General features: G+C 59.4%; 21 protein-coding genes and 3 pseudogenes. 11 read left to right on the top strand and 13 right to left on the bottom strand.

The genetic code is table 11. The features are described from left to right. Window positions 1-237: 237 nt before the first annotated feature. Entirely contained in the window at window positions 238-2,049 is a 1,812-nt protein-coding gene (locus ACZYHG_RS36555) for a PIN-like domain-containing protein (RefSeq protein ID WP_464615473.1), read from the top strand. After that, entirely contained in the window at window positions 2,042-3,604 is a 1,563-nt protein-coding gene (locus tag ACZYHG_RS36550; RefSeq protein ID WP_464615472.1) for an ATP-binding protein, read from the top strand. The genes ACZYHG_RS36555 and ACZYHG_RS36550 overlap by 8 nt, the downstream gene beginning before the upstream one ends. A 227-nt stretch (window positions 3,605-3,831) precedes the next feature. Here the strand turns inward: ACZYHG_RS36550 and ACZYHG_RS36545 are convergent, their stop codons facing one another. The 4 genes and pseudogenes from ACZYHG_RS36545 to ACZYHG_RS36530 form a co-directional block, all read right to left on the bottom strand. Next, window positions 3,832-4,257, bottom strand: a complete 426-nt coding sequence (locus ACZYHG_RS36545) for a hypothetical protein (RefSeq protein ID WP_464615471.1) — start codon at window positions 4,255-4,257, stop codon at window positions 3,832-3,834. Between the two features lie 344 nt (window positions 4,258-4,601). Next, the gene (locus ACZYHG_RS36540) at window positions 4,602-5,369 is read right to left on the bottom strand and encodes a hypothetical protein (protein WP_464615470.1); all 768 of its coding nucleotides are present in this window, start codon (window positions 5,367-5,369) and stop codon (window positions 4,602-4,604) included. 220 nt (window positions 5,370-5,589) lie between these two features. Then, window positions 5,590-5,900, bottom strand: a pseudogene (scpB, locus tag ACZYHG_RS36535) (SMC-Scp complex subunit ScpB); the annotation flags it as partial. A gap of 126 nt (window positions 5,901-6,026) precedes the next feature. Beyond that, a complete protein-coding gene (locus ACZYHG_RS36530) occupies window positions 6,027-9,722 on the bottom strand; it encodes a hypothetical protein (protein WP_464615469.1) in 3,696 nt (1,231 codons plus the stop codon). 267 nt (window positions 9,723-9,989) lie between these two features. Here ACZYHG_RS36530 and ACZYHG_RS36525 point away from each other — a divergent pair, with 267 nt between their 5' ends. The 5 genes from ACZYHG_RS36525 to ACZYHG_RS36505 are packed head-to-tail and all read left to right on the top strand — an operon-like array spanning window position 9,990 to window position 13,146. Continuing rightward, the gene (locus ACZYHG_RS36525) at window positions 9,990-10,304 is read left to right on the top strand and encodes a hypothetical protein (RefSeq protein WP_464615468.1); all 315 of its coding nucleotides are present in this window, start codon (window positions 9,990-9,992) and stop codon (window positions 10,302-10,304) included. Further along, complete coding sequence (locus tag ACZYHG_RS36520; protein ID WP_464615467.1) at window positions 10,291-11,307, top strand: hypothetical protein; 1,017 nt, start codon at window positions 10,291-10,293, stop codon at window positions 11,305-11,307. Before ACZYHG_RS36525 ends, ACZYHG_RS36520 begins: the two co-directional genes overlap by 14 nt. Next, window positions 11,300-11,965 (top strand): hypothetical protein, encoded by a 666-nt coding sequence (locus ACZYHG_RS36515; protein ID WP_464615466.1) that lies wholly within the window; start codon window positions 11,300-11,302, stop codon window positions 11,963-11,965. Before ACZYHG_RS36520 ends, ACZYHG_RS36515 begins: the two co-directional genes overlap by 8 nt. Then, window positions 11,965-12,708: an OmpA family protein gene (locus ACZYHG_RS36510; RefSeq protein ID WP_464615527.1), complete on the top strand. Its 744-nt coding sequence runs from the start codon at window positions 11,965-11,967 to the stop codon at window positions 12,706-12,708. Before ACZYHG_RS36515 ends, ACZYHG_RS36510 begins: the two co-directional genes overlap by 1 nt. A gap of 36 nt (window positions 12,709-12,744) precedes the next feature. Then, the gene (locus ACZYHG_RS36505) at window positions 12,745-13,146 is read left to right on the top strand and encodes a hypothetical protein (protein WP_464615465.1); all 402 of its coding nucleotides are present in this window, start codon (window positions 12,745-12,747) and stop codon (window positions 13,144-13,146) included. Window positions 13,147-13,363: 217 nt separating this feature from the next. Here ACZYHG_RS36505 and scpB (ACZYHG_RS36500) read toward each other — a convergent pair whose 3' ends face one another. From scpB (ACZYHG_RS36500) to ACZYHG_RS36480, 5 genes are all read right to left on the bottom strand, one after another. Further along, the gene (scpB, locus tag ACZYHG_RS36500) at window positions 13,364-14,071 is read right to left on the bottom strand and encodes an SMC-Scp complex subunit ScpB (protein ID WP_464615526.1); all 708 of its coding nucleotides are present in this window, start codon (window positions 14,069-14,071) and stop codon (window positions 13,364-13,366) included. 5 nt (window positions 14,072-14,076) lie between these two features. Continuing rightward, window positions 14,077-15,024, bottom strand: coding sequence for a DUF1403 family protein (locus ACZYHG_RS36495; protein ID WP_464615464.1), 948 nt, complete (start codon window positions 15,022-15,024; stop codon window positions 14,077-14,079). A 186-nt stretch (window positions 15,025-15,210) separates the two neighbouring features. Continuing rightward, window positions 15,211-15,534 (bottom strand): helix-turn-helix domain-containing protein, encoded by a 324-nt coding sequence (locus ACZYHG_RS36490; RefSeq protein WP_464615463.1) that lies wholly within the window; start codon window positions 15,532-15,534, stop codon window positions 15,211-15,213. Beyond that, window positions 15,524-15,883 carry a type II toxin-antitoxin system RelE/ParE family toxin gene (locus tag ACZYHG_RS36485; RefSeq protein ID WP_464615462.1) on the bottom strand — a complete coding sequence of 120 codons (360 nt, stop codon included), beginning with the start codon at window positions 15,881-15,883 and terminating at the stop codon, window positions 15,524-15,526. The genes ACZYHG_RS36490 and ACZYHG_RS36485 overlap by 11 nt, the downstream gene beginning before the upstream one ends. Window positions 15,884-16,700: 817 nt before the next feature. Next, window positions 16,701-17,000 carry a DUF982 domain-containing protein gene (locus ACZYHG_RS36480; protein WP_464615461.1) on the bottom strand — a complete coding sequence of 100 codons (300 nt, stop codon included), beginning with the start codon at window positions 16,998-17,000 and terminating at the stop codon, window positions 16,701-16,703. A 29-nt stretch (window positions 17,001-17,029) separates the two neighbouring features. On the opposite strand from ACZYHG_RS36480, the gene ACZYHG_RS36475 reads away from it, so the two are divergent. Beyond that, on the top strand, window positions 17,030-17,218 hold the full coding sequence (locus tag ACZYHG_RS36475) for a hypothetical protein (protein WP_464615460.1): 189 nt from the start codon (window positions 17,030-17,032) through the stop codon (window positions 17,216-17,218). A 44-nt stretch (window positions 17,219-17,262) separates the two neighbouring features. On the opposite strand, the gene ACZYHG_RS36470 is transcribed toward ACZYHG_RS36475, so the two are convergent. Further along, window positions 17,263-17,577 (bottom strand): helix-turn-helix domain-containing protein, encoded by a 315-nt coding sequence (locus ACZYHG_RS36470; protein ID WP_464615459.1) that lies wholly within the window; start codon window positions 17,575-17,577, stop codon window positions 17,263-17,265. 66 nt (window positions 17,578-17,643) lie between these two features. Here ACZYHG_RS36470 and ACZYHG_RS36465 point away from each other — a divergent pair. The 3 genes and pseudogenes from ACZYHG_RS36465 to ACZYHG_RS36455 all read left to right on the top strand — a co-directional run. Beyond that, a pseudogene (locus ACZYHG_RS36465) lies at window positions 17,644-17,742 on the top strand (IS630 family transposase); the annotation flags it as partial. Window positions 17,743-18,213: 471 nt separating this feature from the next. Then, window positions 18,214-19,320, top strand: coding sequence for a protein adenylyltransferase Fic (gene fic, locus ACZYHG_RS36460; RefSeq protein ID WP_464615525.1), 1,107 nt, complete (start codon window positions 18,214-18,216; stop codon window positions 19,318-19,320). Continuing rightward, window positions 19,317-20,219 (top strand): annotated as a pseudogene (locus ACZYHG_RS36455) (recombinase family protein). Before fic ends, ACZYHG_RS36455 begins: the two are co-directional and overlap by 4 nt. Before the next feature lie 48 nt (window positions 20,220-20,267). On the opposite strand, the gene repC reads toward ACZYHG_RS36455, so the two are convergent. From repC to repA, 3 genes are all read right to left on the bottom strand, one after another. Beyond that, window positions 20,268-21,611: a plasmid replication protein RepC gene (repC, locus tag ACZYHG_RS36450; protein ID WP_464615458.1), complete on the bottom strand. Its 1,344-nt coding sequence runs from the start codon at window positions 21,609-21,611 to the stop codon at window positions 20,268-20,270. A 175-nt stretch (window positions 21,612-21,786) separates the two neighbouring features. Next, window positions 21,787-22,752, bottom strand: coding sequence for a plasmid partitioning protein RepB (gene repB, locus ACZYHG_RS36445; protein WP_464615457.1), 966 nt, complete (start codon window positions 22,750-22,752; stop codon window positions 21,787-21,789). A 180-nt stretch (window positions 22,753-22,932) separates the two neighbouring features. After that, a complete protein-coding gene (gene repA / locus ACZYHG_RS36440) occupies window positions 22,933-24,126 on the bottom strand; it encodes a plasmid partitioning protein RepA (protein ID WP_464615456.1) in 1,194 nt (397 codons plus the stop codon).

Genomic DNA, 24,126 nt, shown 5'->3' with positions numbered 1-24,126 from the left:
AGTTTGTCGCCAGAATTGTAAAGATTCCCGCGAAGTATAATCGGCGGGAGCAGCGCGGACGGGGGGAAGCTCTGAAAGTCGAGAAGAAGGTGCGCGCGTTGGCTGCAATGCGACGTCGCGCCGGCGGGACCCTCCCGGGTGCCCCTAGACGTGGTCGATTTGAGAACCGCAGCGCCTGTCTCCAGCTTCCCCTCGAACTCCGAGGATATGGAGGGTTTCGCGAGGCGGGTGGATCTTATGATTCGACTGCCAGGCAGCCATATCTACATAGACACATCCTATCTGATGTGGATGTTCAAGATCGGCCCTGAATCGCGCGAAGAATTCTCGGCCTGGCTGAAGCAGGTCTGCGGTGATCGGATTTCGGTTCCCACCTGGTCTACACACGAACTGTACCGGCACCACGTCGAGAAGCGACTGCCCACCGATGTCGAAGAGCATATCAAAAAGCTCAATGGCCTGGTCGGTGAATCCTTCTCCATGTTCTGGACATTGTTTGACGAGCCGCTGGGCGGGGCGCCAAGCGTTGGCCATCAACGCGACCAGGCGCGTGACGCCCTGCGGTCCGTCCGTACCTTGACCGACCGCGCCGCCGCATGGTCGGCAAACTACGACCGCAACGCGCGCGCGGTGATCGATTTCGCCAATCGCCACGCGTTAAAGGGCGGCGCGCTTTTCGATCAGTTCACCTCCCTCGAAGGGCTCTCGGCAGCGCGATATACCGGCAGGGTTCCTCCGGGTTTTCAGGATAAGCACAAAAAGGAAAAGGTGACCGGGACCGATGACGGTAGCGAGGCCGTCGTAGGCAGCAACCGCTGGGGTGACCTCATCTTCTGGCAGGAGGTACTAGAGCACGCACGTGCCAATCGGGTCCGCAACGTGATTATCCTGACCAAAGATGTGAAAAACGACTGGCGAATGGCCGGTACGCTGCCGGTTAGGGCCGCGGACGAATCCAACGGTCCAGGCGTCCAACCACCACATCCCATGCTTAGCTTTGAGGCTGCCCGTACCGCGGGCGTACAGGAACTCGTCCTGCTCGATCAGGTTCGGCTGTCGGAGGTCATGAAAGTAGCATCGCCCGAGCGGACGGCCAAGTTTGTCGCCACGGCGCGTCCGCCGGCATTGCCCCCGCCGAAAACGGACGCGGAAATCAGAAGCGAGGCGATAGAGCGAGAACTCCAGGAGCGCGCAAAAATCAATGCTGGGATCGCACGTGCAAGTAATTTGCGATTCATGGACCCAGATGGGATGACTGTGTCGAAAGCGATCCTGCTAAAGGCGGTCTACGAGACGCGCGAGGGCGTTGACGTCGATGCGCAGCTCTCAGCCTTCGAGGAGAGCATCCGCCACGCTCTTGCCTCTGGCCAGATTGTCGACATAGTGAATGCAGAAGCAGTGGCGGCGCTCCGGGGAAAGGGCCTTGTCGGCTTCGCAAGACGGCTAGTATCCCTTTCTTGCGATGATCAACAACGTGTCGCTGCAGCCAACGATCTGGCCGAAGCATTGAAGGCGATGCCCCCGGTGACGGCCACATTCCTTTACATGGGACTGCTGGCGGGCACCTATCTTGATGACCGTAATCAGTTCCTAGCGTCTCCTCGCCCCGCCGTCGCGCAAAAATTGTTCGCCCTTCAGCACCTTCCGATAGCGAGCCTGCCGATCCAAGACGTTGCAACAAGGGCATCCAAAGCGAGTTATGTTCCGCTCTATCTTCCCTCGGTCGATCGGCCGCCGATTGCCGTCGAGTTCAAAATCGACACTGACCTGGATCGCGAGAACGCGCTACGCTCCTTGTGGATTGGTGACCAAGACCTGCTCATCGACGTTCAGTCGGACGCGGCTCTGCAGCTTTCGCGGCGCATCGGACATGTTGCGCTGACACCCGCACTGGTCCTTGATCACGTCGCGGATCTGTATGTCCTGCCGCGGGGCCAGCTTGCTGCGGCAGGAAATATTATCGCGGCCTACAGCATTGACGAGCACATAGGATTCCGCGCTCCTCAGGACGTCCGGCGGGAGATCTCGCAAGGAGAAGCAAATGGCTGATTTTCGCCCCGTTAAGATCGAACCGTATTTTGGGGGTTTTGTCCTCGAGACACTGACAATCGGGATGTACGAGGAGACTCGTAACGCGATCCGCGAATATATTCAAAACAGCTTCGACTCGATCCAGCGTGCCATCACCAAACTTCATCACCTAAAACTCGGCGAGGGTCTCATTCGCATCATCTATGATGCTGATGGGCAGGGGGTCCGAATCCGTGACAATGGTGCGGGGCTTCCCGCCACCAACGCCGTCCAAACCCTTGTATCGATAGGCGCCTCGTCGAAGGACTTCATCAACGATGCTGGATTCCGCGGCATCGGCCGGCTCGCCGGGGTGGCTTTTTGCGACACGCTGACATTCACAACCAAGGCAAACCGGGAACCTCTGCTCACAGAAGTCATCTTCGACGCAAAGAAGATGCGGGTGATGATGTCACCAAGCCAAGGCAGTAAGTACAAGGCTCATGACATCCTCGAAGCCTGTGTCGAGGGGCGCCAGCATGACGTCACCGCCGGTGATCCGGCTTTTTTCGAGGTGAGCATGCGATCGCTGGTGGAGCCGCCCCTTGAGCTCACCTCGCCCGAGCACATGGAGTTGTTCGCATCTCAGGTCTCACCGGTGAACTATCGCAGCGACTTTAAACTGGCCACATCGATCCGCGAGAAAGCCCAGAGTTCGCCCGTGCCGATTGAAACCGTCCGTATCCAGATAGAGGAGCCGAGCAAAGCTCCTACAGAGGTGTTCAAGCCTTACACCGCCAAATTCGAGATCGAAGGTGCGGATTCCAAAGTCGAGTTGGCCGAGCACAAATTCTACGAGTCACCCAGCAAGAAGTGGTGGGCGTGGATCGGGAAGAAAGACGTTCCGGGTTCGTATGTCGACGCTGAGGTACGCGGCATCCGCGTGCGGACGAAGAACATCCAGATCGACGGTACGGCGCTCGTCCGTGAGATATTCCAGCGTCAAAACAAGTCCAACGGCCGGTATCAGGACTGGTTTATCGGCGAGATCTTCGTCGATCCAAGAGCCGTGGTGCCAAATGCCCGACGTGATGGCTTTGAGGACACGAAAGCATGGAAGACGATCCGGGATGAGATTGGCGGTAGCATTTGCAAAGACGCTGGAACCTGGGCGCAGGAGGTCTCCAATCAAGGTCAGCTCACGCTCCAAAAATTGACCGAGAAGACCGAGAGGATGGCGAGTGAGGTGGAGTCGCTGCGCCGGAATGACTTCCGAAACGGTGACAAAACGCTCATCATCTCGGCTCAGGTTACCAAGCTGCAAGGAGAGGTCGGGCGCGCGGCCAAAAATGCCGATGCTGCCACACTCACCTCCCTCCAAGCGATCGGCTCGCGCCTCGTCGACATGAAAACCGAGGCGATGGGCAAGCTTCCCGGGACCACGGTCGACGTCGATCGCGACAAGATCGAGAACGAGGCACGCGACGCGCTTCTCGGGGAACTGATGGGGCTGTTCGAGCAGAACCTCTCGTTGCAATGCTTGACCAACGTGCGCGAGATCGTTCGGCGCGAGTATGATTGGCCACGAACTTAGCGCTGAGACCTTTGCGGTATTGGGGTCGCGCCTTCGCGCGACCCCACGCCAAACACAATTCGACGATATCGCGCTGTCGCTCCGGGCTCACGACTCACGCGTTGCCCCTTTGACAGCAGTCGGCGTCGTCCAATTCTTCGAACCCGGCCGCTCACGCGACGTGACGAGCCCGAATTTCAAATGCTTCTCTCGTAACCAGGTCACAGTGAGTGTGTGAGCCCCGACTATCAGAACGGCTTCTGGTACGCGGCGGCGCGGTCCAAGCGCGACGCTATGATCGACCAAGCTCTCAAAAAGCTATCACCGAAGAACGAGGCCAAGATTTCGCTGTTGGACAATTGATCAATTCGGCTCGCGGCGAGCTCCGAGACGTCCAGTCCCGTCTCGCAGTTGACTACACTGGTGCCGACATGATGATAGGCTGCCTCGGCAAAGCGAGATATTATCTTTCGGGCCTCCTCTGGCTCGCCGGCAATTAGGCGATCGAGAATACTGTCCTCGTTGAGGTCTACTTTGGAAAGCTGCTCGACCAGATTGCTCAGTCGGAGCTCGCTCATTCTTTCCACCTCGAGCAGGCGCTGCCTGGCGATTGAACGATCGGAGGACAGCCCCCAGAGTAGACGCTCGCGGTACTGCTCCTGAGCCTGTGCCAACTTTCCAAGGCAAAACGACCTTCACACTCTGTCGCAGGAAGGCGATCGCCTCCTCAACCTTAGCTAAGTCGCCCTTGTCCTCTCTAATCGCTGGAAGCAGTAGCCCATCAGCTAGCAGGTTCGGATTCCGCTGCATGAAGTCGAAAGCAGCGGGGTGCATCAAGTGGCCACCGTTGATCGTAACGATCCCCTTGGTGAGAAGCTTGATCTTCAAGCTCCTCGATATAGCCACCTCGTTCGCACCTCGCTCCAACGCACGTGGGTTGAAGTCGGTGGAATAGACCCTCGGGCCGGTCAGACTATTGGCGGGGCGTAGATCGAAACTCATCGCTCAGTTCAGCCGTCTAGATACGTTTTGATTTCTTCATCGTCGGCCGTTCGAATTCCGGCCAGCAAATTGTTGCGAAAATAGTAATCTTCCTTCTTGCTCTTTTTCCAACGTCGGCGATCTCTCGCGCGATACGGTATGCCCCCTTCGGCGTAATTTCCGGTTTGGTAGCTGTCAGCAGAACTGCGTCCAGCGAGAGCGGCCAGTTGTTTCTGAATTTCGGCCAAGGGATGTTGAGGCGGCCATTTTCAATCACAGGCCTATCCCCGGCGGCGGCGCGATAGGTGGCGGAAAATGCGAATCCAGCGTAACGGCTTTGCTTTTCCGTAAAGGCAGCCCAATCTCCCAGCAGCTTCGTCCGATCCGCAGCGTCCGTGTGGTCGAGAAAGCCGGGCGACGTCAGAATCGCGACACATCCCCAGCCTGCGGAGATCACGTCGTTGCCGTTTGGCTGCTCCGCTCTCCAGAGCTCTTTGGCCTCCTGCACTAGATCGTCGATGCCGTTGGCCGGATTGCGACAGTGGAAGATTTTGCCAACACCAAGTCCTAGACCAAGCTCAGGCGAGAAAACCATCGTATAGGTGTTGCCACGACTAGATGACCGCCGGCCATACCGGATTGGGACACGAACGTATTGGATCGACCGCTTGTCTGCTTTTAGGCGTGTCTCCCGCCACTTCGTGCGAACTTGATCCAGCTTTCCAACAAAATGCCCGCCGTAGCTTTTGCTCTCCCAATCGAGCGATCCGACGACAAGTATCCCGATGCGTAGATTGAGTGGCATAGCTCTTCCCCCTGTGCACCTATCCAACTCCTAACCGCTTTCGCCCGTCAACGATTTCTCACGCTTGGAGGTGTCGCGCAGATGGGCCAGCCGCTCGTCAACGCGGACCAACGCCCTCGGTGGCGCGAAAACAGGCCCGATCAACCTCTCCAAAGGAAGGTCTGCCAACTCGTAAGGCATCGATTTCACAACGGCCAGCAGCTGCTCCGCTAGCGAGCATTTAGTCTTCGATCTCGAAGTTGGAGTTTTGCTGGGTTGAAAACTCCGGCGTGATGTCCCCCGCCAGCAACCTATCCTTCGACAGCAATCCGGCGTCCTCGAGCGCCTCGAAGTCCGGCAGGTCGCGCAGCGTCTCGAGCCCGAACTCCAACAGGAATTCTTTCGTGGTGACATAGGTGTACGGCGCGCCTGGCGTTGGACTGCGCGGACCGGAGCGATCAGGCCGGCACCGCGCAGATGACCAATAAAATCGCGACTGATCTCCTTGCCGAAGAAAGACGACAGTTCGGCGCGGGTGATCGGCTGGAAGTAGGGGTCAGAACAAGATTGCGAGAACAAGAAAAAGATCGGTATTGACGTAGCGAAGAGGTTCGAGCGCAGTTGCCCATCATCGCAAGGAGCGACGACTCAAATCCGCTTAGAGAAACTACGCCGAGATCACGATTTCCTCCTCCGGTCTTCTTCGAAGAATGCATGCAGTTCCCGAAGGACCTGCTTGAACCCGGCCGCGCCAAACTCATCCGCGATCTTGCAGGCTGTCTCGAAGGGTTCCTCTTTAAACGGCAACTTAATTGCTGTTCCGATTTTCGCCGCCATGATCTGCGCTCTCCACGCTAACGCATATTGCATGGCTTTCTCAAATTTCAGGCCGTGGGCGTCTGTGATGTCATCGATGAACTCGAGATTCAGGAGGATCGCCTCGGCGGTCTCCTTGATTTCGTTCGCTTTCAACTTGCGGCCGACGCTCTCGATTTCCGCGCTCGCGATGAGGATCGTCGTTTCCAGATAGAGGACTTCGAGCCGCACGCTGTCACTGGACGCCCCCAGGAAGCAGATGTCGCGCGCACTCTCGATGGCGCCTTGCGCGGCGAGGACGAGGCCCTGCATCATCAGTTTCCGGGCGTGATCGATGAGCGTCAGCGCCCGCTCGGAGCCCGCATAGTGGGCAAGACGCAAAATGTTCGCGTCGATCATTCTATCCAGCATGTCGATCGAGGTCGACGGTTCGAACGGCTGGCGCCAAGTTTCGCCAATCCGTTTCGAGAGCAGTGGAAACTGATGCAGCATTGTCTTGAAGGAGAGCCGGGCGGTCCGGCCTTGCCGAACGTCATTGGCGATCTTGGCCGACAGGGGCGCCGCGGATGTCGCATCGCTTCGATGCGGGTCGACCAAGGCGTCGAGTTGAGCAATCCGTCGCTCTAGCCGCCAGGCCACGGTCGTCTTTTGCGGCGCGGCCAAGGCAGCTTGCGCCGCCCGCACCCGGGCTACGTCTTTCTTAAGCTTGGATCGAACCTGAACCAAAGGCAGGTCTTGGGGGCGATTGTCCGTCTCGCTTGGATCCTCTTCAAGCGGGCTTCCGATCTGACACTCAAGATCAGCGCGCGCGGAAATGAGGCGCGAAAGGTCGTCGAGAACAGCCTCGTCATCGACGCCGAGACCGACCAGTTTCGCCTCAGCCCAGACCAGAATGGCGTGGTATCCGCCGTAGAAGGCAGCCATGCCCAGACTAGTGAGGATCTGAGCCCGCGCCTTGAGTGGGAAAACATCGAGGTGGCGGAGGTCGGCACCGACCAGTTCGAGCGGCAGTTCGCCACTTTTCAGTTCCTTCAGTCGATCATCATTCCATGACAGGACGGAACCTGGTGACGCGCAAAGGAGGGTATAGAGTTGCAGCCGCAACAGATCGGTATCGAGCGTCATGCTTAACCGTTCATCGTAATCCGCCTCGGCCTTGAGAAGGATGTCGTAAGCGTAGCGGATCGCGGCATCCTGATCGAACCTTCCGGTTGCCATCGTGAAGACATTCGGCGCCGAATGCACGACCTCCAAGAAGCTCGGCTGACTCTTCCGGCCACTGTCATCGACGAGGAGAGGCGCATTCTGCTCCATGCTCAGGATCAGAGCGACGAATGCTTGAACGCTCCGTTCCGGCACCTGCTGGCCGAACGAACGCTGACCGGTCAATCCCCGCATCTGCCGATGCTGCGCCCTGATGCGGGCCTGGATCGAAACGAGGCGATAGGCACCTCTCAGGATCGCCTGATAGGCCGGGTCAGTGGCGAGGATTCGTGAGATGACCTTTGCAAACCCAGCGTCGAACTCCCAGGTCCAGAAATACTCGTTGTTGACATGGAAAGGTGGCTCGTCAAAGCGACGTTCCTCGGCGAGAAAATTGGGAGGCGCCTGAAACCGCAAAAACAGACCACGCCCGAGTTTCGAGAGGTCTTGCAACTTCTTGAGCGCATCGGCGTCGCTGGCGAATTCCAGACCTGTTGATGCGTTCTGCCATTCGGCAACGCAGGTTTTCAGTGTCTCCGACATCATGCCGTCACTCGATGCTGCGATCAGGGCGATATAGGGTGTCAGGTGCTCCGCGTGCCAGCTTGCGATGAGGCGACGGCACACATAATCGACCGCGTCGACAGATGGGTGGAGCTTGCCTTCACATATCGTAGTCAGCATCGAAAAAAACTCTTCGCGCTGCACGTCTCGTTCAGAGAACAGGATGGATAGCGCCATAAGGACGTCACCCCACACCGACTTATTCTTAAGCGCCTCGAAATCATGCGCATCGGCGAGGACCGCAAATTCCTTTTCCTGGTCTTCACTCAGGTACCAGGAGAGGCGCGCGCAGGTTGGTGACAGGAGCGGAAAATTCTCGTGGTCAAACTTGGCGAACTGGTTGTCGACCTTCTCGGTCGTGAGCAAGAACCTGCTGTCGCTGTTGCTCCATGACAATGTCTCCACGAGACGGCCGATGCCATGCCGCCGTATCAAGCTTCGCATGTCTGTATAGGAGGTTGCCCGGACATCCATGAAGACGAAAAATGCCGGCGTTTCGCGATGAAGTTCGTCAATGCGATTGAGAAGAAATGGCAGGCTTGGAACGCCGTCTCCTTGATCGAGGACTGCCCATCGGGCCTTTGTCGCTTCCTCTTGCGGAAGAAAGGCCTTGTTGTCTCCTGCGATGATCCGCTCGAGAAAAACCATCACTTCAACGCAGAGCGAAACATAATCGCGGTCACGGGTCTGTATGCATAAGGTTGGAAGTTCGACAGGATCGGCCTGCCCGTGGCGCGCGTTGCAGGTCAGGACGACCTCTCGACCTTGTTTCAAGGCCTTGAAGAAATCGCCGAGAACCGACTTCTTTCCCGAATGCGCCGGCCCGGACAAAATCGCCATGGGTTTTTCGGTGCGGCCCCGTATGCCAGTCCCTCGATAGTTCAAGACGTCTGTTATATCGATGACGGTCTGCTTCACATCCCCTGGCGGTGCGGACCGTTTGTCGCTTTCAAGCGCCGTGATATAGCGCCAGACGCTTGGCTCGATAAAGCTAAACCCTGTTTGCTTCGGTATGTTGTTGATGTCGTTCTCGCGGGCATCCACCGCTTCGCGGATACCCAAATGATCCGTAACAAGACGCCAAAAGCACTCTTGCGGTGTCGTGCAGTCCTCATCATCCAGAAACTTGATGATGGTGTCGGCTGATACGCCCGCTTTCGGCGCAAAGTCGGTGCCTACCAAATGTTCGAAAACGAATTCGACGACGCATTTGCGCAAGGCGATCGACGCCGGGAGCGACGGGACGATCGACGGATCGTCGCCTCTGCGCAGATAAGCGTGGAGAAGCTCTCGGTAGGTTTTCGGCGACAAAGCCGCGATGTTCTCGACCGAGAGGATTTCCAGGACCTTGGCGTCCTCTTTGGTGAGTTCGTGTTCAAAGGTCTCGCCGTCGAGAAACTTCCTCTCGATGCCGTATTCGACGATCGCCTCGGCGAGCCTTTTAATATTGAACCTCTTGTGGTCTTTTGAGACCAGTGACCATGTCACCGCCAACGCCCAGATCTGACCCCAGATGCCGATCCGCTTGACGATGCGGTCTTCATTTTCCGCTTCCGGGTCCTCCCAGGTGAGCCAACACTTTTCATGGATCTCGCAGAGCCTGCGATACAGGTCGCGCCCCTTGGTCCGCGGGTCTTGTTTGCGCCTGTAGATATATGTGACCTGGCTCGCGATCCTGAGCCGATCATCATCATTTGTCTTGTTGTCGTATGACCGCGGCAAGCCCTCAAAGGCCTCCTGCACGCGGGATTCGTTGAAATACACCCTGTCCGCCGGTATCGGGCCCTTCACGTCAAAATCTCCTTAACTACACCTAAAGTATCAACTTGAAATTCGCAGTGGTTCAAGGTTTAAGGCCGCAGCGATCAAGGCAGCAGTGCCGCGCGTTGCAATTAGCTAATTGCAAACCTTCCAGCCAAATGCAATCCGGTCCTCGAATTGCGCTGCATCTTCGCAATCTCATTCCTCTTCAATCTACCGCAGCCCGTCAGGCTTCGATTTTCCACGTGGTTTTGATGTGAGAGGATTCTCCCATCAAAACGCGAAGGGAGAGCCGTGATGCCGACATCGAATATTACCTCGCTCCAGCCGCAGGGGCCGGCCACCGAGCCGAAAAACGACGCCAGCGAGGACGCAGAAGCCGCCACCACCCCTGGCCACATCGGCCCGATGGTCAAATCCATGGTGGCACGCGCCAAGAAGACCCCGAACTATGCCGCCGACAAGGCCGCCATCGGAGCGATGACGGACGCCCATGTCGAAGCGACGACAGATGAACTGGAACGCAGCCTGCGCCAGGTTTTCGAGAAAGTGGCGCCGCTGATGACCGAGACTGAGTTCAACGGGAAGGAGATAACCGATGGTCGTAAGTGATTTCATCCGCAGCCTTCAGGCGCACGCAGCACGCCTGAAGGCCGAGTCGAGGGGGTATTGGGCGCATGTCGCACAGGTGCTGCTGGGCATCCCCTTTCTGACCGCGCTCGCGCCGGAAACGCTCTCGGTCTGGGAATTCGGCGACTTCGATCTGCGCGACGCAAACGGCGTGCTCTCAGACACGAAGTTCTGGGCCCTGGTGGCCGTAACCATCATATCGTGCCTGATCATCAACCTGGTGATTTTTCACCTGGCGCTCCGGCACGTGACAGAGAAGCTCAACAGCACCTGGCTTGCGGCGATCGGGTTGGCGATCGTCGCAGTGGTCATCCTGGCTCCGCAGTTCTCGAACGTCATTCGCGGATTGCCGATGGGCAACAGCCTCGATGCGGTACCGGGCGATTTCGCGAGCCTCAAGACGAATCTCATGGCGACGGGCGGCCTCGTGCGCGGCCTCCTTGTCGGCCTCGGCACGATCGTCGCGAGCATCGGGCTGACGATGATCGAGCGCGGATGGCGCGGGGCCGCGAAGGCGGCCCGCGCCAACCGCGACGCGAAAACGATCAACGAGGCAATCGTCGAGATCGATACCGGCTACAAGAAAGCCTCCGACATGCCGTCCGTCGCGGCCGAGCATAACCGCGACCGCGCAGCGCAGTTCGCAAGGGCTGTCGCGGAAGGGATGGAGGACCACGCCCGGACGATCTCGCGCTACCTGAACGGCATCCCGGGTCGTTCCGTCAACCCCGAACAGTGGCTGCAGAACGTGCGCGATCAGTTCAAGGCACCGTTTGTGCCGACCGACAAGCTGATCGCGGTACAGGTCGAACGCCGCCTGCAGCAGCACCGTATCGAACTGTCGTTGCTGCCCATTACCCCCGAGAAGATCACCGCCGACGCCCGTACCGAACTCGCCGAATTCGCCGATTGGCTTCGCGAGCAGGCCGATTTCGACGCCATCGTCAAGGAAACCGAAAGGAACAAGGAGCCCGCCTATGTCTAAGAGACTCAGTATCGCCGGCGCGACGATGATCGCCACCTGCATTGCCGGCCTCGCCGGCGCGGCATCGGCAAAGCCGAAGTTGGTCAACCTCCTGATCGACACCGGCCCGGGCGGTGCCCCCTTCCGCAACCCGGCCTACCAGGCGCGGGCCGCCGCGGCCGTCAACGAAATCGTGTCGGGCCTCGGACTGACCCTCGGCGACACGCTCACCATGCGCACCTTCGGCAATCCCGGTTTGCTCGATCAGATGGCGAAGAAGGACTTCAATCGCGACATCACCTTCACCTACCGCGGCGCAAAGGTCGAGGACGTTGCGCCGTTCATCGACCAGAAGGTCGCAGCCCTTGGCGCCCTTCAGCCGGACGGCAAGTCCGACATGCTTTACGCGCTTGGCAACCTTGCTACCAATCTCGACTGCGGTTCCGGGGACGTCACGACGATCATCCTCAGCAACGGCATCGAGGCGGGCGAGATCGCCGGCAACCGGTTCATCCTCAAGGATGCGCCGCATGGGACGCCGTTCTGCGGTGCCGCCTACTTCGTCGGCCTTTGGGTGAACGACCCCAAGCCGACGCCGGGCATGAAGGCCGAGGGCGAGAAACTCTTCCTGAAACTGGCGCACGATATCGGCTTCGAACGTGCAGAGATCAGACGTTGATGATCCGGCGTGGGCGCTCGGAAATCCACGCTTCACTCACCCGACATGAAAATGAGGAAAGACCGATGACCTATAGGACCCTGACGATCCTATCCTGCATGACGTTGCTGGCATATTCGCCGATCGAGGCGCAGACGCTTTCCATCGTGTCCGGTGACGGCAGTGCCGATCGCGTCGAGTTGGGAACGACGCTCACCGATGCGTCCGTGGTCACGTTAAGCACCACCGCCAACTCGCGCGATTTCAGCGCGGAAGCGAAACCTGGCGAGACGCTCGAAAGCGGCGAGGCCGTGGATAACTCGGTTGCGCTGCCCTCGACCACGCGCGATGTGATCCCGACCGTTACCGCCGAGAAGCCTGTTGTGAAGGCGTCGCAGAAAGTCGAAGCTGCTCTGGAAGCGGGAAAGACCATCCGCTTTGATGGCGTCCTGTTCGACCACGACAAGGCAACCTTGCGGCCAGCGTCGGATGTCGATATCGCCGCGGTCGCTGATGCGCTGAAGGCGCGTCCTGACCTTCGCGTCCGGATTGAAGGACACACGGACGACGAGGGCAGCAGCGATTATAATCAACGGCTTTCTGTCCGCCGCGCAAAGGCCGTGGCAGAAGCGCTTGTCGCCCTCGGCGTTCCCGAGGCAAACCTCATGGCCCTGGGGTACGGGCTGAGCCGGCCTGTTGCCACGAATTCAACGCCCGAGGGCCGCGCGAAGAACCGGCGCGTCGACGTCGTCCCGATCGAGTGACCGCCGGCAGTGATCGTGCATCGTCGGACACGATCCTTGGCGGGTTGGCCGCAATGCCGCAAGCGGCGCCGGCCGATTTCGATTCACGGTCGCTTCCATTCAGTTGGCAAGGATTGGCGCAATCGCATTGCGGAGGCCAGGAATGTGTATGCGGGACGCGGCATGATGGAAGCCAAAAAAGCGGCGTCCGAGGCCGGCGCATCCCTTTTTATAGCGTCGGCCGGTCTCGGGTTGGTCGACGCGAGCGATGTGATCCCGAGTTATGATCTTACCGTAACCAAGGGCCTTCCATCCTCGATCATGTCTAAGCTGCCTCCTGGCACGACCGAGGAAGGTTGGTGGGGTGAAATTGCAATGAAGGATGGGGTTGCCCGGTTCGAGGTTCGACTAAGCAGAGACCTGGCCTGCTGCCGGTTTTCGGACACGCAGTTAAGCTAACATAGCTTTCTCCTCGAACTCGACGGGCTCAGATATCGGCGCCTACTCTCCTGAGAGTACGTTCCCAGAGGTTGACCGGCTTATGGCTTGAACGCTCGGCCCGGAACCGCGTCTGTCCGAAATATGCCTACAAATTGCGGGCAAGAACGGCACCAGTCGGCCCGTTGGGAAGCCTAGGACGTGCAACGGCTACCGGCTGCCTTACGGCAGCCGGTAGCTAATCCTCGATCTCGACGTCGGCGTTTTGATTGTTGGACAAAGCCGGCACTATCTCGCCGGCCAGAAACTTTTCCTTTGACAGCAGCCCGGCATCCTCGAGCGCCTCGAAATCCGGCAGATCGCGTAGCGTGTCGAGGCCGAACTCCAGCAGGAATTCTTTGGTCGTCACATAGGTGTAGGGCGCGCCGGGCGTCGGGCTGCGCGGGCCGGATGCAATCAGCTTTGCACCGCGCAGATGGCCAATCAGGTCGCGCGAAACTTCCTTCCCAAAAAAGCTCGATAGTTCTCCGCGGGTGATTGGCTGGAAGAACGCTATGCACATCAGCACCAACACCTCGGACTGGGTCAGCTCGCCCGCCTTCTGACTGCTGCCAACAGCCGCCCGGATGGCATCGGCATAGGCGGGCCGGGTCAGGTGCTTCCAGCCGCCGGCGACCGCAACGAGATCATAGGGACGGCCGCGCAGCTCTTCGCGAATGTCGTCGATCAGAAGGTCGATGCTGGAACTTTTGCCGACGATGCGGGCGAGCGTTTCGCGAGTGACCGGCTCGCTGGCCGCAAAAATTGTCGCCTCGACGCGGTGCATCCACTCCCGCCAACGCACCTCCGGCGGCAGATGATCCAGCTCGCGGTCAAACAAATGGTCATTTGGCCGGCTGCCGGCTCCTTGAGCCCCTCCCCTTCTCCTACGCGCACTCTCCGCCATGATCGTCACAGCCCGTACATACGGAAGGTCGGACGTCCAGATAGCTCGCGTACGGCGCCGAGCTCGACCAGCCGGTCGAACAGGCGGCGAAGGCCGCGGTCGCTCATGTCGGCGATCTTTTCCGAGGCGACGATCGCGTCGTCGGACAAGAGCCTTTCGACGACAAAATCAGACGCCCGGGCGCGTAGTTTCGGTGCCACCGCAAGCAGCCGGTCAGCGCGGCGCTCGAGCTCAGCGGAAAGATCGATGGCGCGCAACGCGGCCCGCGCCTGCGCGGCAAGCAGACCTTTCGCACGCTCAAGATCTATCTCAATGCTTGTCGCCACAGCGCTGGCTGCCGATCGAGGCGGGCGAGCGCCCAAGGCCGCTTCGGCACCCAGCAGCGGCACCGCGTGTGTCCAACCCATCCGTTGCGCCAGCAGGGCATCGGCGAGCCAGGCCCCAACGGCGCGCCCAAAGCCGTGGCGCTCGGCGGCCATGAATGTGCCGGCCAGCGTTGCGACCATGCCAGCGCCGGCCGCGAGTTGCCGAAGATCAGCCGCCAGATCGCTGACCACGTCATCATCCGGGGCGTACCCGAACTCTTCCAACACCGCGGCGAGGTTTTTTTCCGTCAGCAATTCGTCCCAGGGCCGGGCCCCCAGCCGGCGCCAGGCGAGCAGCAAAAGACCGGCCGGGCCTACGGACAAAAAATCGCCCGGTCGCGCGAGCAGCACGGCGTCGCGCAGTGCGCCTTCATCCTCGACGCGGCCGGCCTGCTTTGCCGTTGCCGTGGCCGCCGAAAGTGCTAGCCGCTGCCGCCAGGCGCCGGCCCACCGCTCCTGCCGTCTGACCACCGCATCGAGCGCGGCGATGGCGGCGCCAGCAACGAGCGCAACGTCCTCAATATCTTTTCCTGTACGGCTTTGCGCATCGGGGATGGCCCGGCGCAACCAGGCCGGCACCGTTGCCATCGGTGCGATCGAAGGGGCGCCGCCAAGCACGCCATGGCGAGACAGAGAGGGTTTGGGGCGCAGAATCATCGCAAGCATGATGAGTCATGACGGCGCTTTTGGCAATTGTTTTGCGTAAAATCCGCCGCGCCTGTCGGCAACATACAACGAATGATAATCTTGCATTATCGTTCGTATTAATAATGCCTACCTCAGGACGTCAAGGCCGTGCTTTTCGACCACCGTCAGCAGCTTCAACGCCATGCCGCTCGGCCGCTTGGCGCCGCTCTCCCATTTCTGCACTGTCGATTCCGATGTGTTCAAATGGCGTGCAAACACCGGCTGGCTGACGTGATTGCGCTCACGCAGCGCCTTGATCTTCCTCGCGTCGAATATCGTCGGCCTGGACAGGCAGGCCTCGTCAAAGGAGCGCAGGGTCTGCTTGTCGACCGTGCCGGCCCGCACCATGCCTTCCACCGCGCTGTGGATCGCCTCGAAGGCGTCGCTCTTGAATTTCCGTTTAGTGGCCATGACCAATCTCCATCAAAGCTCCAGCAGTCAGTTCAGCGTCCAAGTCGGCGGTGGATTTGCGCCGATAGAGCGCCGCCAGCTCGCGAAACGCACGCAATTCGTCATCATCGATGTTCGCCCTGTCCTGCTTGGCGAACAGATAGACGTAAACCCAAAAGCCACCGCTCTTGGCGAGCAAGATCGACCGAAACCGATTGTCGCCGAGCCGCTTCTTGAACACGCCTCCACCCAGATCGTCTGCCTTGCCCTGCGCAGCCTCCCTGGCCGCACGCACAAGCGCTGTATCGGGAAGCCGTGCCTTGCGCGCCGCCTTGGCGAACCAGGCTGTTTTGAATATTCGGTCAGGCATGGCGAAAGATAGCACTCGGTGCTAGGATATTCAACCGGCCTCAAATCCCCGAATTCGTGGACAAGAGCCTGCGGACCCGAATATTCTTGCGAATCTTGAATTGCGCGAGCGGTAACGGTGATGGTGGACCGAACAGACGAAGAATTGCCCGACATCGTTGAGATCGTTCGCGCCATGGCAGGGACGGCTACTGTCAGCTGACCGGAAATCGTGAGACTCGCCGCCTTTTTGAATCGGTTTTCGTGAGACTACGTGCATGGCGACGAACGAGCCGGCCCTTAAGCGATTGAGTTTAATGACTTATTGATACTGACCGCCGGTCTCCCCTGGCTTTGTCACGTAGTCTCACGAAAACCGATTCACTGACTGATGCGCACGCTGCCGAACAGGAACCCGCTTGAGCAGGCGACGCAGCGAGGCGCCGGAAACTCAGTTCCCGCGAAAGTGCGCAAGGCTGGACACCCCGCGCCACTCCGCCGCCTCTCCCGGCGCTCCTGTCCTCCCCGTCCACTCGCGGGTAGCGATTTCCAGAGCCCTATTCGGTCGCTACGGCATACAAGGGGTCAGAACAAGAACTGCTCGAAGAATGCCTCCACTCGTCGCTCATCAAATGAGCTCCCAATTCGATCTGCGCTTCAATGACGCGTTCGCTTGCTCGCGCCGAGAGACCGGTCACGACGACGCCATACCGGTCAATCCGTTCCGGCAACGTTCCACACAACTTGGCCAAAATCGCTTCGGGCCGATAAGGCCAGCAACGCGCATCGGCCGATACGCGGAACTCTTGGCGGCAAAAGAGGCGAGCCGCCGAATGAGTCTACACCTGAACCTTCCCGCTGCCCGATTTGGAAGCAGCGATCCACGGTATAACCGCCTCGGGGTCTTCTAGGATACCGGCTCGCTTCGCGAAGCCGACAAAGGCATCGCGCGCCACGCTCATTGGCTTAAGCCCACCATGCGCTTGGTAGCATGCGCGAAGGGCCGTTTCATGGATCAGGTTGCGCCGATCGTCCGGCCATTCCTCCAAAAAATTGATCGCGTCTGGGAGATCCGCAATCTCCTGCACCAGGTAGGCTCCGTTCTTCACGAATACGGGGCTGAAAGCCGTGGCGTTCATTCGTTCCTCCAATTTGACGAACGGCTCGAGTGTGTGATGAAGCCGCCGTCGCGGCGACCATCGCAGAATGTGTTGTCAGCCTGATGACGGTTCAAGAATGGGAAGGCGGCATGACCTCACCAATCATGCTCCACCAGAATACCAGCGTCTTTCGCCGCCTCGATAAAAGCTCGGCGCGCGTGTTCTGGGGGTTTCCCGCGGCGCGCTCTGCACTATGATCCCGGTGGCAATCCATCACGGCGCTGGGCGGCTTTCAACTTCGTCACAAGAGTCCCCACGCCCGGTAGCGTTCCCGGCCGGTCACCTCGCGGATGCCGAGCTCGGCGACGAGCGCGGCGCGTTGCGTGACCTTGAGCTCGGCCGCGATCAATCCCGCCGAAACCACCGGCCGCGCCAGCACCAGCGCGATCAACGCCGGCAGGCTCGAGTTTTTGCGCCGGTTCCTGAGCCGGCGTTCCATCTGGCCTTTGGCCAGCGCCAGCCGGTCGTGTTCCTTCAGCCCGGGGCGGCGGCCTCGGAAAGCGTCGAGGACGGCCAGCAGCCTTGTGGTGCGGACTAGAGCAGGTCCTGCGATCAATGAATCGATTGTGATGTGACGTCGAGCTCGGCGGGTGATTCAACATCCACTTTGAGGAGGTGGATGATGGCGAGAGCGCTAAGCGACGATCTTCGATCCCGGGTCTTGAAGGCTTCGGACGCGGGCATGTCGGCACGGCAGGCGGCGGCGAGGTTCGGCGTCGGATCGCTCGTCGACCTCTTCACCCCAGCCGAATGCCAGAACTACTTCAAGGCCGCAGGCTATGACCCGGATTAAACCAGACGTGCTCTAGGCATTTACGCCGCTCCCGCGGAACGATTCGATCCGCACAACGGAAGCTACAATGCCTATTACTTCCGCCACAGGCGATTTCTTCCGGGACAAAACCCCCTAGTAATAATGACCTCATATCGGGACTGTACAGCACCACGCCCTAGGGCTCTCAGGAGCCTGGAAAACGGTGCTTTGCAGGCTCACCGAGGCCGTAGGGCCGATGGCAAAGGGTGCTAAAGACGTTTACAACCGATCGGTTATTGATGACCTATGGTTCTGAACAACCGGCTTGCAGCGCTTACCATATGTCGATAGATTACGATTCTATCGACACGATTTAACCACATGTCGATGTCGACGACATATTCGCCCGACATGTCGATCGAAGAAGGATTGATCGACATGCCTTTCCGCCCAGACCGCCCCTACAACGACCTCCCTCCCCTGCCCCCGCGCGCGGATGTCGAGACGAAGGCCGTGCTGAAGGCCTGCATCGAGGCCCGGGCGGCGCTGGCCGAACTTCGCATATCCGGCCAGCTCATCCCGAACCAGGCCGTTCTGATCAACTCGATTCCACTGCTCGAGGCGCAGGCCAGCTCGGAAATCGAAAATATCGTCACCACAACCGACAGGCTCTTCCGGTTCGCCAATGATGAGGCCGGCAACCAGGCCGATCCGGCGACGAAGGAGGCGCTTCGCTACCGAACGGCCCTGAGCGAGGGATTCCGGTCGCTGCGCGAGCGCCCCGTGTCAACATCGACGGCGATCGCGGTTTGCCGCACCATCAAAGGTATCGACCTCGATATCCGGGCAACGCCGGGAACGGCTTTGATGAACGAGGCAACGGGCGCAGTGATTTACACGCCGCCCGAGGGCCAGGCACTTCTGCGCGACAAGCTCGCGAACTGGGAGCGCTACATTCACGAAGCCGAGGAGATCGACCCGCTGATCCGGCTGGCCGTGATGCACTACCAGTTCGAGGCGATCCACCCCTTCACCGACGGCAATGGTCGGACGGGGCGGGTGCTGAACCTGCTCTATCTTGTCGACAAGGGCCTGCTGGACATCCCGGTGCTCTATCTCAGCCGCTACATCATCGGCAACAAACGCGCCTATTACGACCGGCTTCTAGCCGTCACGACCGAGGAGGCATGGGAGGACTGGATCCTCTACATGCTCGAGGCGGTGCGGGAGACGGCAAATTGGTCGACAGCGCGAATGCGCGCCATCCGGGATCTGCTCGACCAAACCGCGGAGCATATCCGACGTGATCTGCCGAAGATTTATTCGCGCGAGTTGGCCGAGGTGATCTTCGTGAATCCCTATTGCCGCATCGGCGATCTGGTGACCGCCGGCATCGCAAAGCGACAGGCGGCGTCGGTCTATCTCAAGACCCTTACCGAGCAGGGCCTGCTGCAGGAAATGAAGGCAGGCCGGGAAAATCTATACATCAATCCGGCGCTGCTCGCGCTTCTCGGCGACCGGCCTCCGGATCGGCCCGACCTATGAAACGTCTGAGCGCCAGGCGGCGCCTGATCGGCTACGCGCGCGTATCGACCGACGAACAGGCGACGGAAGCGCAGGAGATCGAGCTGCGCATCGGACGGATGCGACGTGATCGTCCAGGAGCACGGTTCCGGCGCTTCGCGTGTACGCCCTGCCCTCGCGAAGCTGATACGCGAGATCGGAGCCGGCGAGACACTCGTCGTGGTGCGGCTCGATCGCCTGGCGCGCTCGGTCAGCCATCTGCTTGAGGTGATAGAGGATTTGACGCAGAAAGGCGCGCATTTCCGGTCTCTACGGGATCCGATCGACACGACAACGCCGCAAGATTCGCTGCAAGTGCTCGGCGCCGTCGCGCAGCTCGAGAGAGCGCTGATCTCGGAGCGGACCAAGGCCGGCATCCAAGCAGCGAAAGCGAAGGGCAAGCTTCCCGGCAATCCCGGACTTCGTGAACGAAGGCCAGAAGCGCTGGCGAAGATGGCCGCCGTGCAGCGCGCCGCGTTCGGCGACAATAGGCGACGGCCAATCAGTGGCTACCGACCGTCAAACGCATGCGTCCCGATCACACATGGGATGATATAGCCCGCGTTCTCAATCAGCGTGGCCAGAGCTGGACGCCGGAGCGGCTACGGCGCGCCGTGAAGTGGCTCGTCGCGGAACACATGGCCGACCCCGGCCTACTCCGGAAGTCCCCTCCTCGCCTGCCGGAAGATCGCCTCATGACGCTCGTGGCCGGCATCCATGCGTCGAATCCCGAGCTCTCGATGCGCTCGATCGCCAGCCAGCTCGAACGTTTGCATGAACGGACACCGCGCGGCGGGTCGAAATGGTCCCCTTCGTCCGTCAAGAACCTGATTGACCGCGCCCGCAGATCAGGATTGCTCAAACCAACCGCCTCCACCTGAAGCCGCTGCCCACAAACACGAGCTTGATCACCAAGCGTTTCAAACGCATCACCGTCCACGGTCCGGCTTGTTGAGGCTGCGACGCAGCGCATCGCTGATTTCCAGGCGCTGCTCCGTCCGGGCCACTTTCGCAGCCGTTTCGAGTTCGACGACGCCCGCCCCTGCCCCGCCTCCGGCAGCCTTCGAGGCATCGAGTTTCACGCGCAGCAGGGCCATGACCATCGGCCAGACCGAGAATTTCCCGGCTTTGGCCTTGTCCGTCAGATTTCGCAGATAGCCACCGGCGCTGTTGATCTGATCGACCCGCTGGTAAATCGCGGCAATGGTAATCGCCGCCTGGGTTTCGCCCATGGCGATGCGCGCTTCCTCCCAGGCGCTGGGGCTGATCCCCAATGTCGGCCGGGCAACTTCGGCCGCCGCCAGGAAATCGCGCCAGTGCCGGATTTCGCCGCCGCCTTTCAGCAGCCAGGCCAAGTTTGGGCAGGCATCCATCACCATGCTCAAAGGTAGCTCCCGCTTCGGCAGGCTCCGTACGTTGTCGGTTTCCGCAGCGTTGCCGCTCGCTTCTTTCTTTTCTCGAAAGCCCTGTTCAGATTCAGATTTAAAGTCTGGTTTTGAATTCTGTATGTGGCGCTCAATTTGAGACTCATTGGCGTTCAGATTCTTTGTTTTTACAAAGGATTCCAATGCATCCCGCACCTCCGCCCACAAATCGTCGAGGTCGGCTGCTATCGCCTCCAGGACCTGCCTGGGCGCCGTGCGAGGAACCTGGCTAACGATGGACTGGTAGGTCTGCTGCACCCTGCCCCAGTTCGCAGGTACGCCTTCCTCAATGCCCGTCTCGATCATCTTGACGATGTCACGGCGGCATATAGTTAACCGTTCCCTAACCAGGCGATAGGCCTTAGCCTCGGCGCGAACCGCCTCGGCAAGATCCTTGAACTCTTCAGCTCGCGCCACGATCGGCGAAAGATCGAAGCCATAGGCCTGCTCGACCTCACCGCCTTGCCCCTTGCGGGCGAAGCGCTTGCCGTTGGGACTGTCACGACGGATGACCAGGCCGCAATCAACCAGATTGGCCAGATGCCGGCGCAGCGTCGCCGGCGACATACCGTTAGCCCGCCGGATCAACTGCTCATTGGATGGCCAGACGATCAGGGCGCTATCGCCATAGAGCGCTGTATCGGGATGGAATGACAGCAGCGCATCCAGGATCGCCAGAGCGCGGTCGGTTGCGCCCAGAGCCATCCGGGCCTCCTTAATGTTCTGGAAGACATGCCACTTATGGACCGTTGCGTCCGCAGGCATGGCTTTGGCCGTGACCTGACTTGAAATCATGCCAAGCGACATCGACCGCCGCCCAAAGGGCGTCGTTGAGATATGCGTCCTCATTTTTCTTCACCTTGCGCTAGGCAAAAGAAAACACCCTCGCTAAAACAGCGCCAAACTTCTTGACTGTGATTCCCGGAAATGCGATTCTCTAGCTACCACACTGAGAGAGGCCTTCTGGGACGCGGTTTCGGAGGGTCTTTTTCTTTGCGCGATTGCTCCTCTGATTTCGTGGGTTCTACCGCCTTTGATGTCTCTTGAAGGCGGCATAAATCTCTGGAAGTTCCGCAACCAGATAGTCGCTGAATTCTGGGGCGGCTTTCTTGTTGATCATCAATGTCAGCGTGCGGTCGTCCTCTTTAATGCGGGCGGCCCGCGTTCCGTCTTCCGCCTTCCAAACCTTGGCTCGCGGAGCCCCGGCCTTCTTAGGCGCTGTCGCGTCAAAAACCTTAACGAAGCGATCGTCAGACGCGAGATCGGCAACCCCATCTGCGGAAAGCAAGGCCCGAGCAGTATCCGCACTCCCCTTACGCTCGAGCCGACTGGCTAGTTCGGTCCAACGATCCCGTCCTGCCTTTGGCGCGGGGCCGATCGCACGAATAATATCGCCAGGGATCTGCACCGCCACGGCGATCAAACGCGAAAGCCCGGTTTTGTCTACGGCGAGCGCCGCCATGATTAGGTCTCGCGAATACCCAGTGGCTTCGAGTTGCGCAGCGTACAGGGCTCGCTCAATGAACGACAAATCGGCACGGGCGCTGTTTTCTTGGCCTTGTGCGAGAACAAGCTCCTCATCGGTGAGGGGCTTTACGATGGCCCTTACAAATCGACCCGCCTGTTTGACTGCTCGCCGCCGCCTTCGGCCATAGGCGATTTGGTACCGCCCTTCGATCGTCGGATGCGGGCGAACGAGAATCGGAACCTGCTGACCGTGCTCTTTGATTTGCGCAGCAAACTCATCGAAGCGGTCCGTCGCCTCTTCAAGGCGATCGGTGATGGCGGGCTCGTCGATTAGATCGGGATCGAGTTCGACAACAGATTGAGCCTTCAAATACTCTATAGAGCGAGAGACCGCGCCGATGGCCCCACGAGGGGAGAACTGCGGGACGGGTGAAACCGCCGATGAACTGCTCGCATTTTCTGAAGAGTTGCCGTCCGGCAACTTTTGGCTCCCTAGCCCGGACAGGAGGTGCTTTCTAGCCATTTTCAAACCTCCTTTCACTGGTCAAACCAAGTCGTTTAGTTTGGGCGTGGCGGGACCGGCGACACAGAGCGAAGCCAGGTCCAAAGCACGGGGGCGACCTCAATTGCCGCGCCGGTTCTCCCGAAGTTGCCGGCCGGCAACTTCGCTCCCACAAGACGCCATCGTATTGCGATCTCGGCATTATTTCCGTCCCCATGCCGCATCAATGAGTTGCTCAATCTCCTGATTGACGTGATCCAACGCTTCCATCGCGCGATCGTAGGTCGTGCGGGTAAACTGTTCCCGGCCAACCTCATACAGAGTCTGCTTGGTAATACCCGCGTCCGAGATCGCCGTGCTCTTAAGCATCGGGTAATTCAGTACGTGGTCGCCGAACATCGACCTCATAAATGAAACCATTTGGTTCTGGGGCCCGTCTCCAGGCTCGTACCGTGTGATCAAATACCGCATCCAGTCATAGTTCATGCTCCCGCCCGCGTCGGCCACGACACTCAGCAATTCCGATGTCATCAGAAGGAATTGGCACATCGACATCACGTCGAGCATCTGAGGGTGCACCGTGACTAAAACTGCGGTTGCGCAGCAAAGAGCCGAAATGGTCAGAAATCCGAGCTGGGGAGGGCAATCCACAACGACCACGTCATAGTCATCTGCGACGGACGTCAGTGCATCGTCCATCCTCGTAAAAAAAAGACTTTTCCTGTCGTTCGAGCCGAGCACCTTGGCGGTGTCATGTTCGAACTCCATTAGCTCGAGATTGCCTGGCACCAGATCGAGGTTGGCAAAGTACGTCTTCTTGATGATATCGCGTAGGTTACGTCGCTCAGCATCATACCGAACCGCCCCATAAAGCGTCTGGTTGTCACCGATATCAAATTCGGGTTGAAAGCCGTGAAGCGCGGATAGGCTTGCCTGTGGATCGAGATCAACAGCAAGAACTCGATATCCGTTCAAGGCCAGGAACTGCGCGAGATGCGCAGCCGTCGTGGTCTTTCCACTGCCCCCTTTGAAATTGACAACCGTTATGACTTGGAGGTGTTCGCCGCCGGTCCGCTTGGGGAGGTAACGCCGATCGCCCTTGCCGCTTACTTCAAGGTACTCTCGGAGTGCCTGTATGGTGTCGATCGAGTAGGATCTGCGGCCGCCTAGCCCGATTTGCGGCTGTGGACCCTTGCCATCCAGCGACAGATGCCGAAGATACCCATCATTCACACCGATGAGCTTTGCAGCCTCGGTCGATGAGAACGTGCGGAGCGTCTTGCGGGCCTCGGGGGGATATAGCTGCAGACGATGCTCTTGCAGTCGAGCAGATAGCTCCCGAGCATGGGCGCCTATCAGCTCATGGATTGCCTTGCGTTTGGGTCGGTTCTCCAC

It is taken from the genome of Mesorhizobium subarcticum (assembly GCF_055456085.1).
This window is presented reverse-complemented; position numbering and strand designations above follow the sequence as displayed.

Bases quoted from the DNA above. Each gene is read 5' to 3' on its own strand.
- ACZYHG_RS36555 (WP_464615473.1), top strand. From the start codon at position 238: ATGATTCGACTGCCAGGCAGCCATATCTACATAGACACATCCTATCTG.
- ACZYHG_RS36550 (WP_464615472.1), top strand. From the start codon at position 2,042: ATGGCTGATTTTCGCCCCGTTAAGATCGAACCGTATTTTGGGGGTTTT.
- ACZYHG_RS36540 (WP_464615470.1), bottom strand. From the start codon at position 5,369: ATGCCACTCAATCTACGCATCGGGATACTTGTCGTCGGATCGCTCGAT.
- ACZYHG_RS36525 (WP_464615468.1), top strand. From the start codon at position 9,990: ATGCCGACATCGAATATTACCTCGCTCCAGCCGCAGGGGCCGGCCACC.
- ACZYHG_RS36520 (WP_464615467.1), top strand. From the start codon at position 10,291: ATGGTCGTAAGTGATTTCATCCGCAGCCTTCAGGCGCACGCAGCACGC.
- ACZYHG_RS36515 (WP_464615466.1), top strand. From the start codon at position 11,300: ATGTCTAAGAGACTCAGTATCGCCGGCGCGACGATGATCGCCACCTGC.
- ACZYHG_RS36510 (WP_464615527.1), top strand. From the start codon at position 11,965: ATGATCCGGCGTGGGCGCTCGGAAATCCACGCTTCACTCACCCGACAT.
- scpB (WP_464615526.1), bottom strand. From the start codon at position 14,071: ATGGCGGAGAGTGCGCGTAGGAGAAGGGGAGGGGCTCAAGGAGCCGGC.
- ACZYHG_RS36495 (WP_464615464.1), bottom strand. From the start codon at position 15,024: ATGGCAACGGTGCCGGCCTGGTTGCGCCGGGCCATCCCCGATGCGCAA.
- ACZYHG_RS36490 (WP_464615463.1), bottom strand. From the start codon at position 15,534: ATGGCCACTAAACGGAAATTCAAGAGCGACGCCTTCGAGGCGATCCAC.
- ACZYHG_RS36485 (WP_464615462.1), bottom strand. From the start codon at position 15,883: ATGCCTGACCGAATATTCAAAACAGCCTGGTTCGCCAAGGCGGCGCGC.
- ACZYHG_RS36480 (WP_464615461.1), bottom strand. From the start codon at position 17,000: ATGAACGCCACGGCTTTCAGCCCCGTATTCGTGAAGAACGGAGCCTAC.
- fic (WP_464615525.1), top strand. From the start codon at position 18,214: ATGCCTTTCCGCCCAGACCGCCCCTACAACGACCTCCCTCCCCTGCCC.
- repC (WP_464615458.1), bottom strand. From the start codon at position 21,611: ATGAGGACGCATATCTCAACGACGCCCTTTGGGCGGCGGTCGATGTCG.
- repB (WP_464615457.1), bottom strand. From the start codon at position 22,752: ATGGCTAGAAAGCACCTCCTGTCCGGGCTAGGGAGCCAAAAGTTGCCG.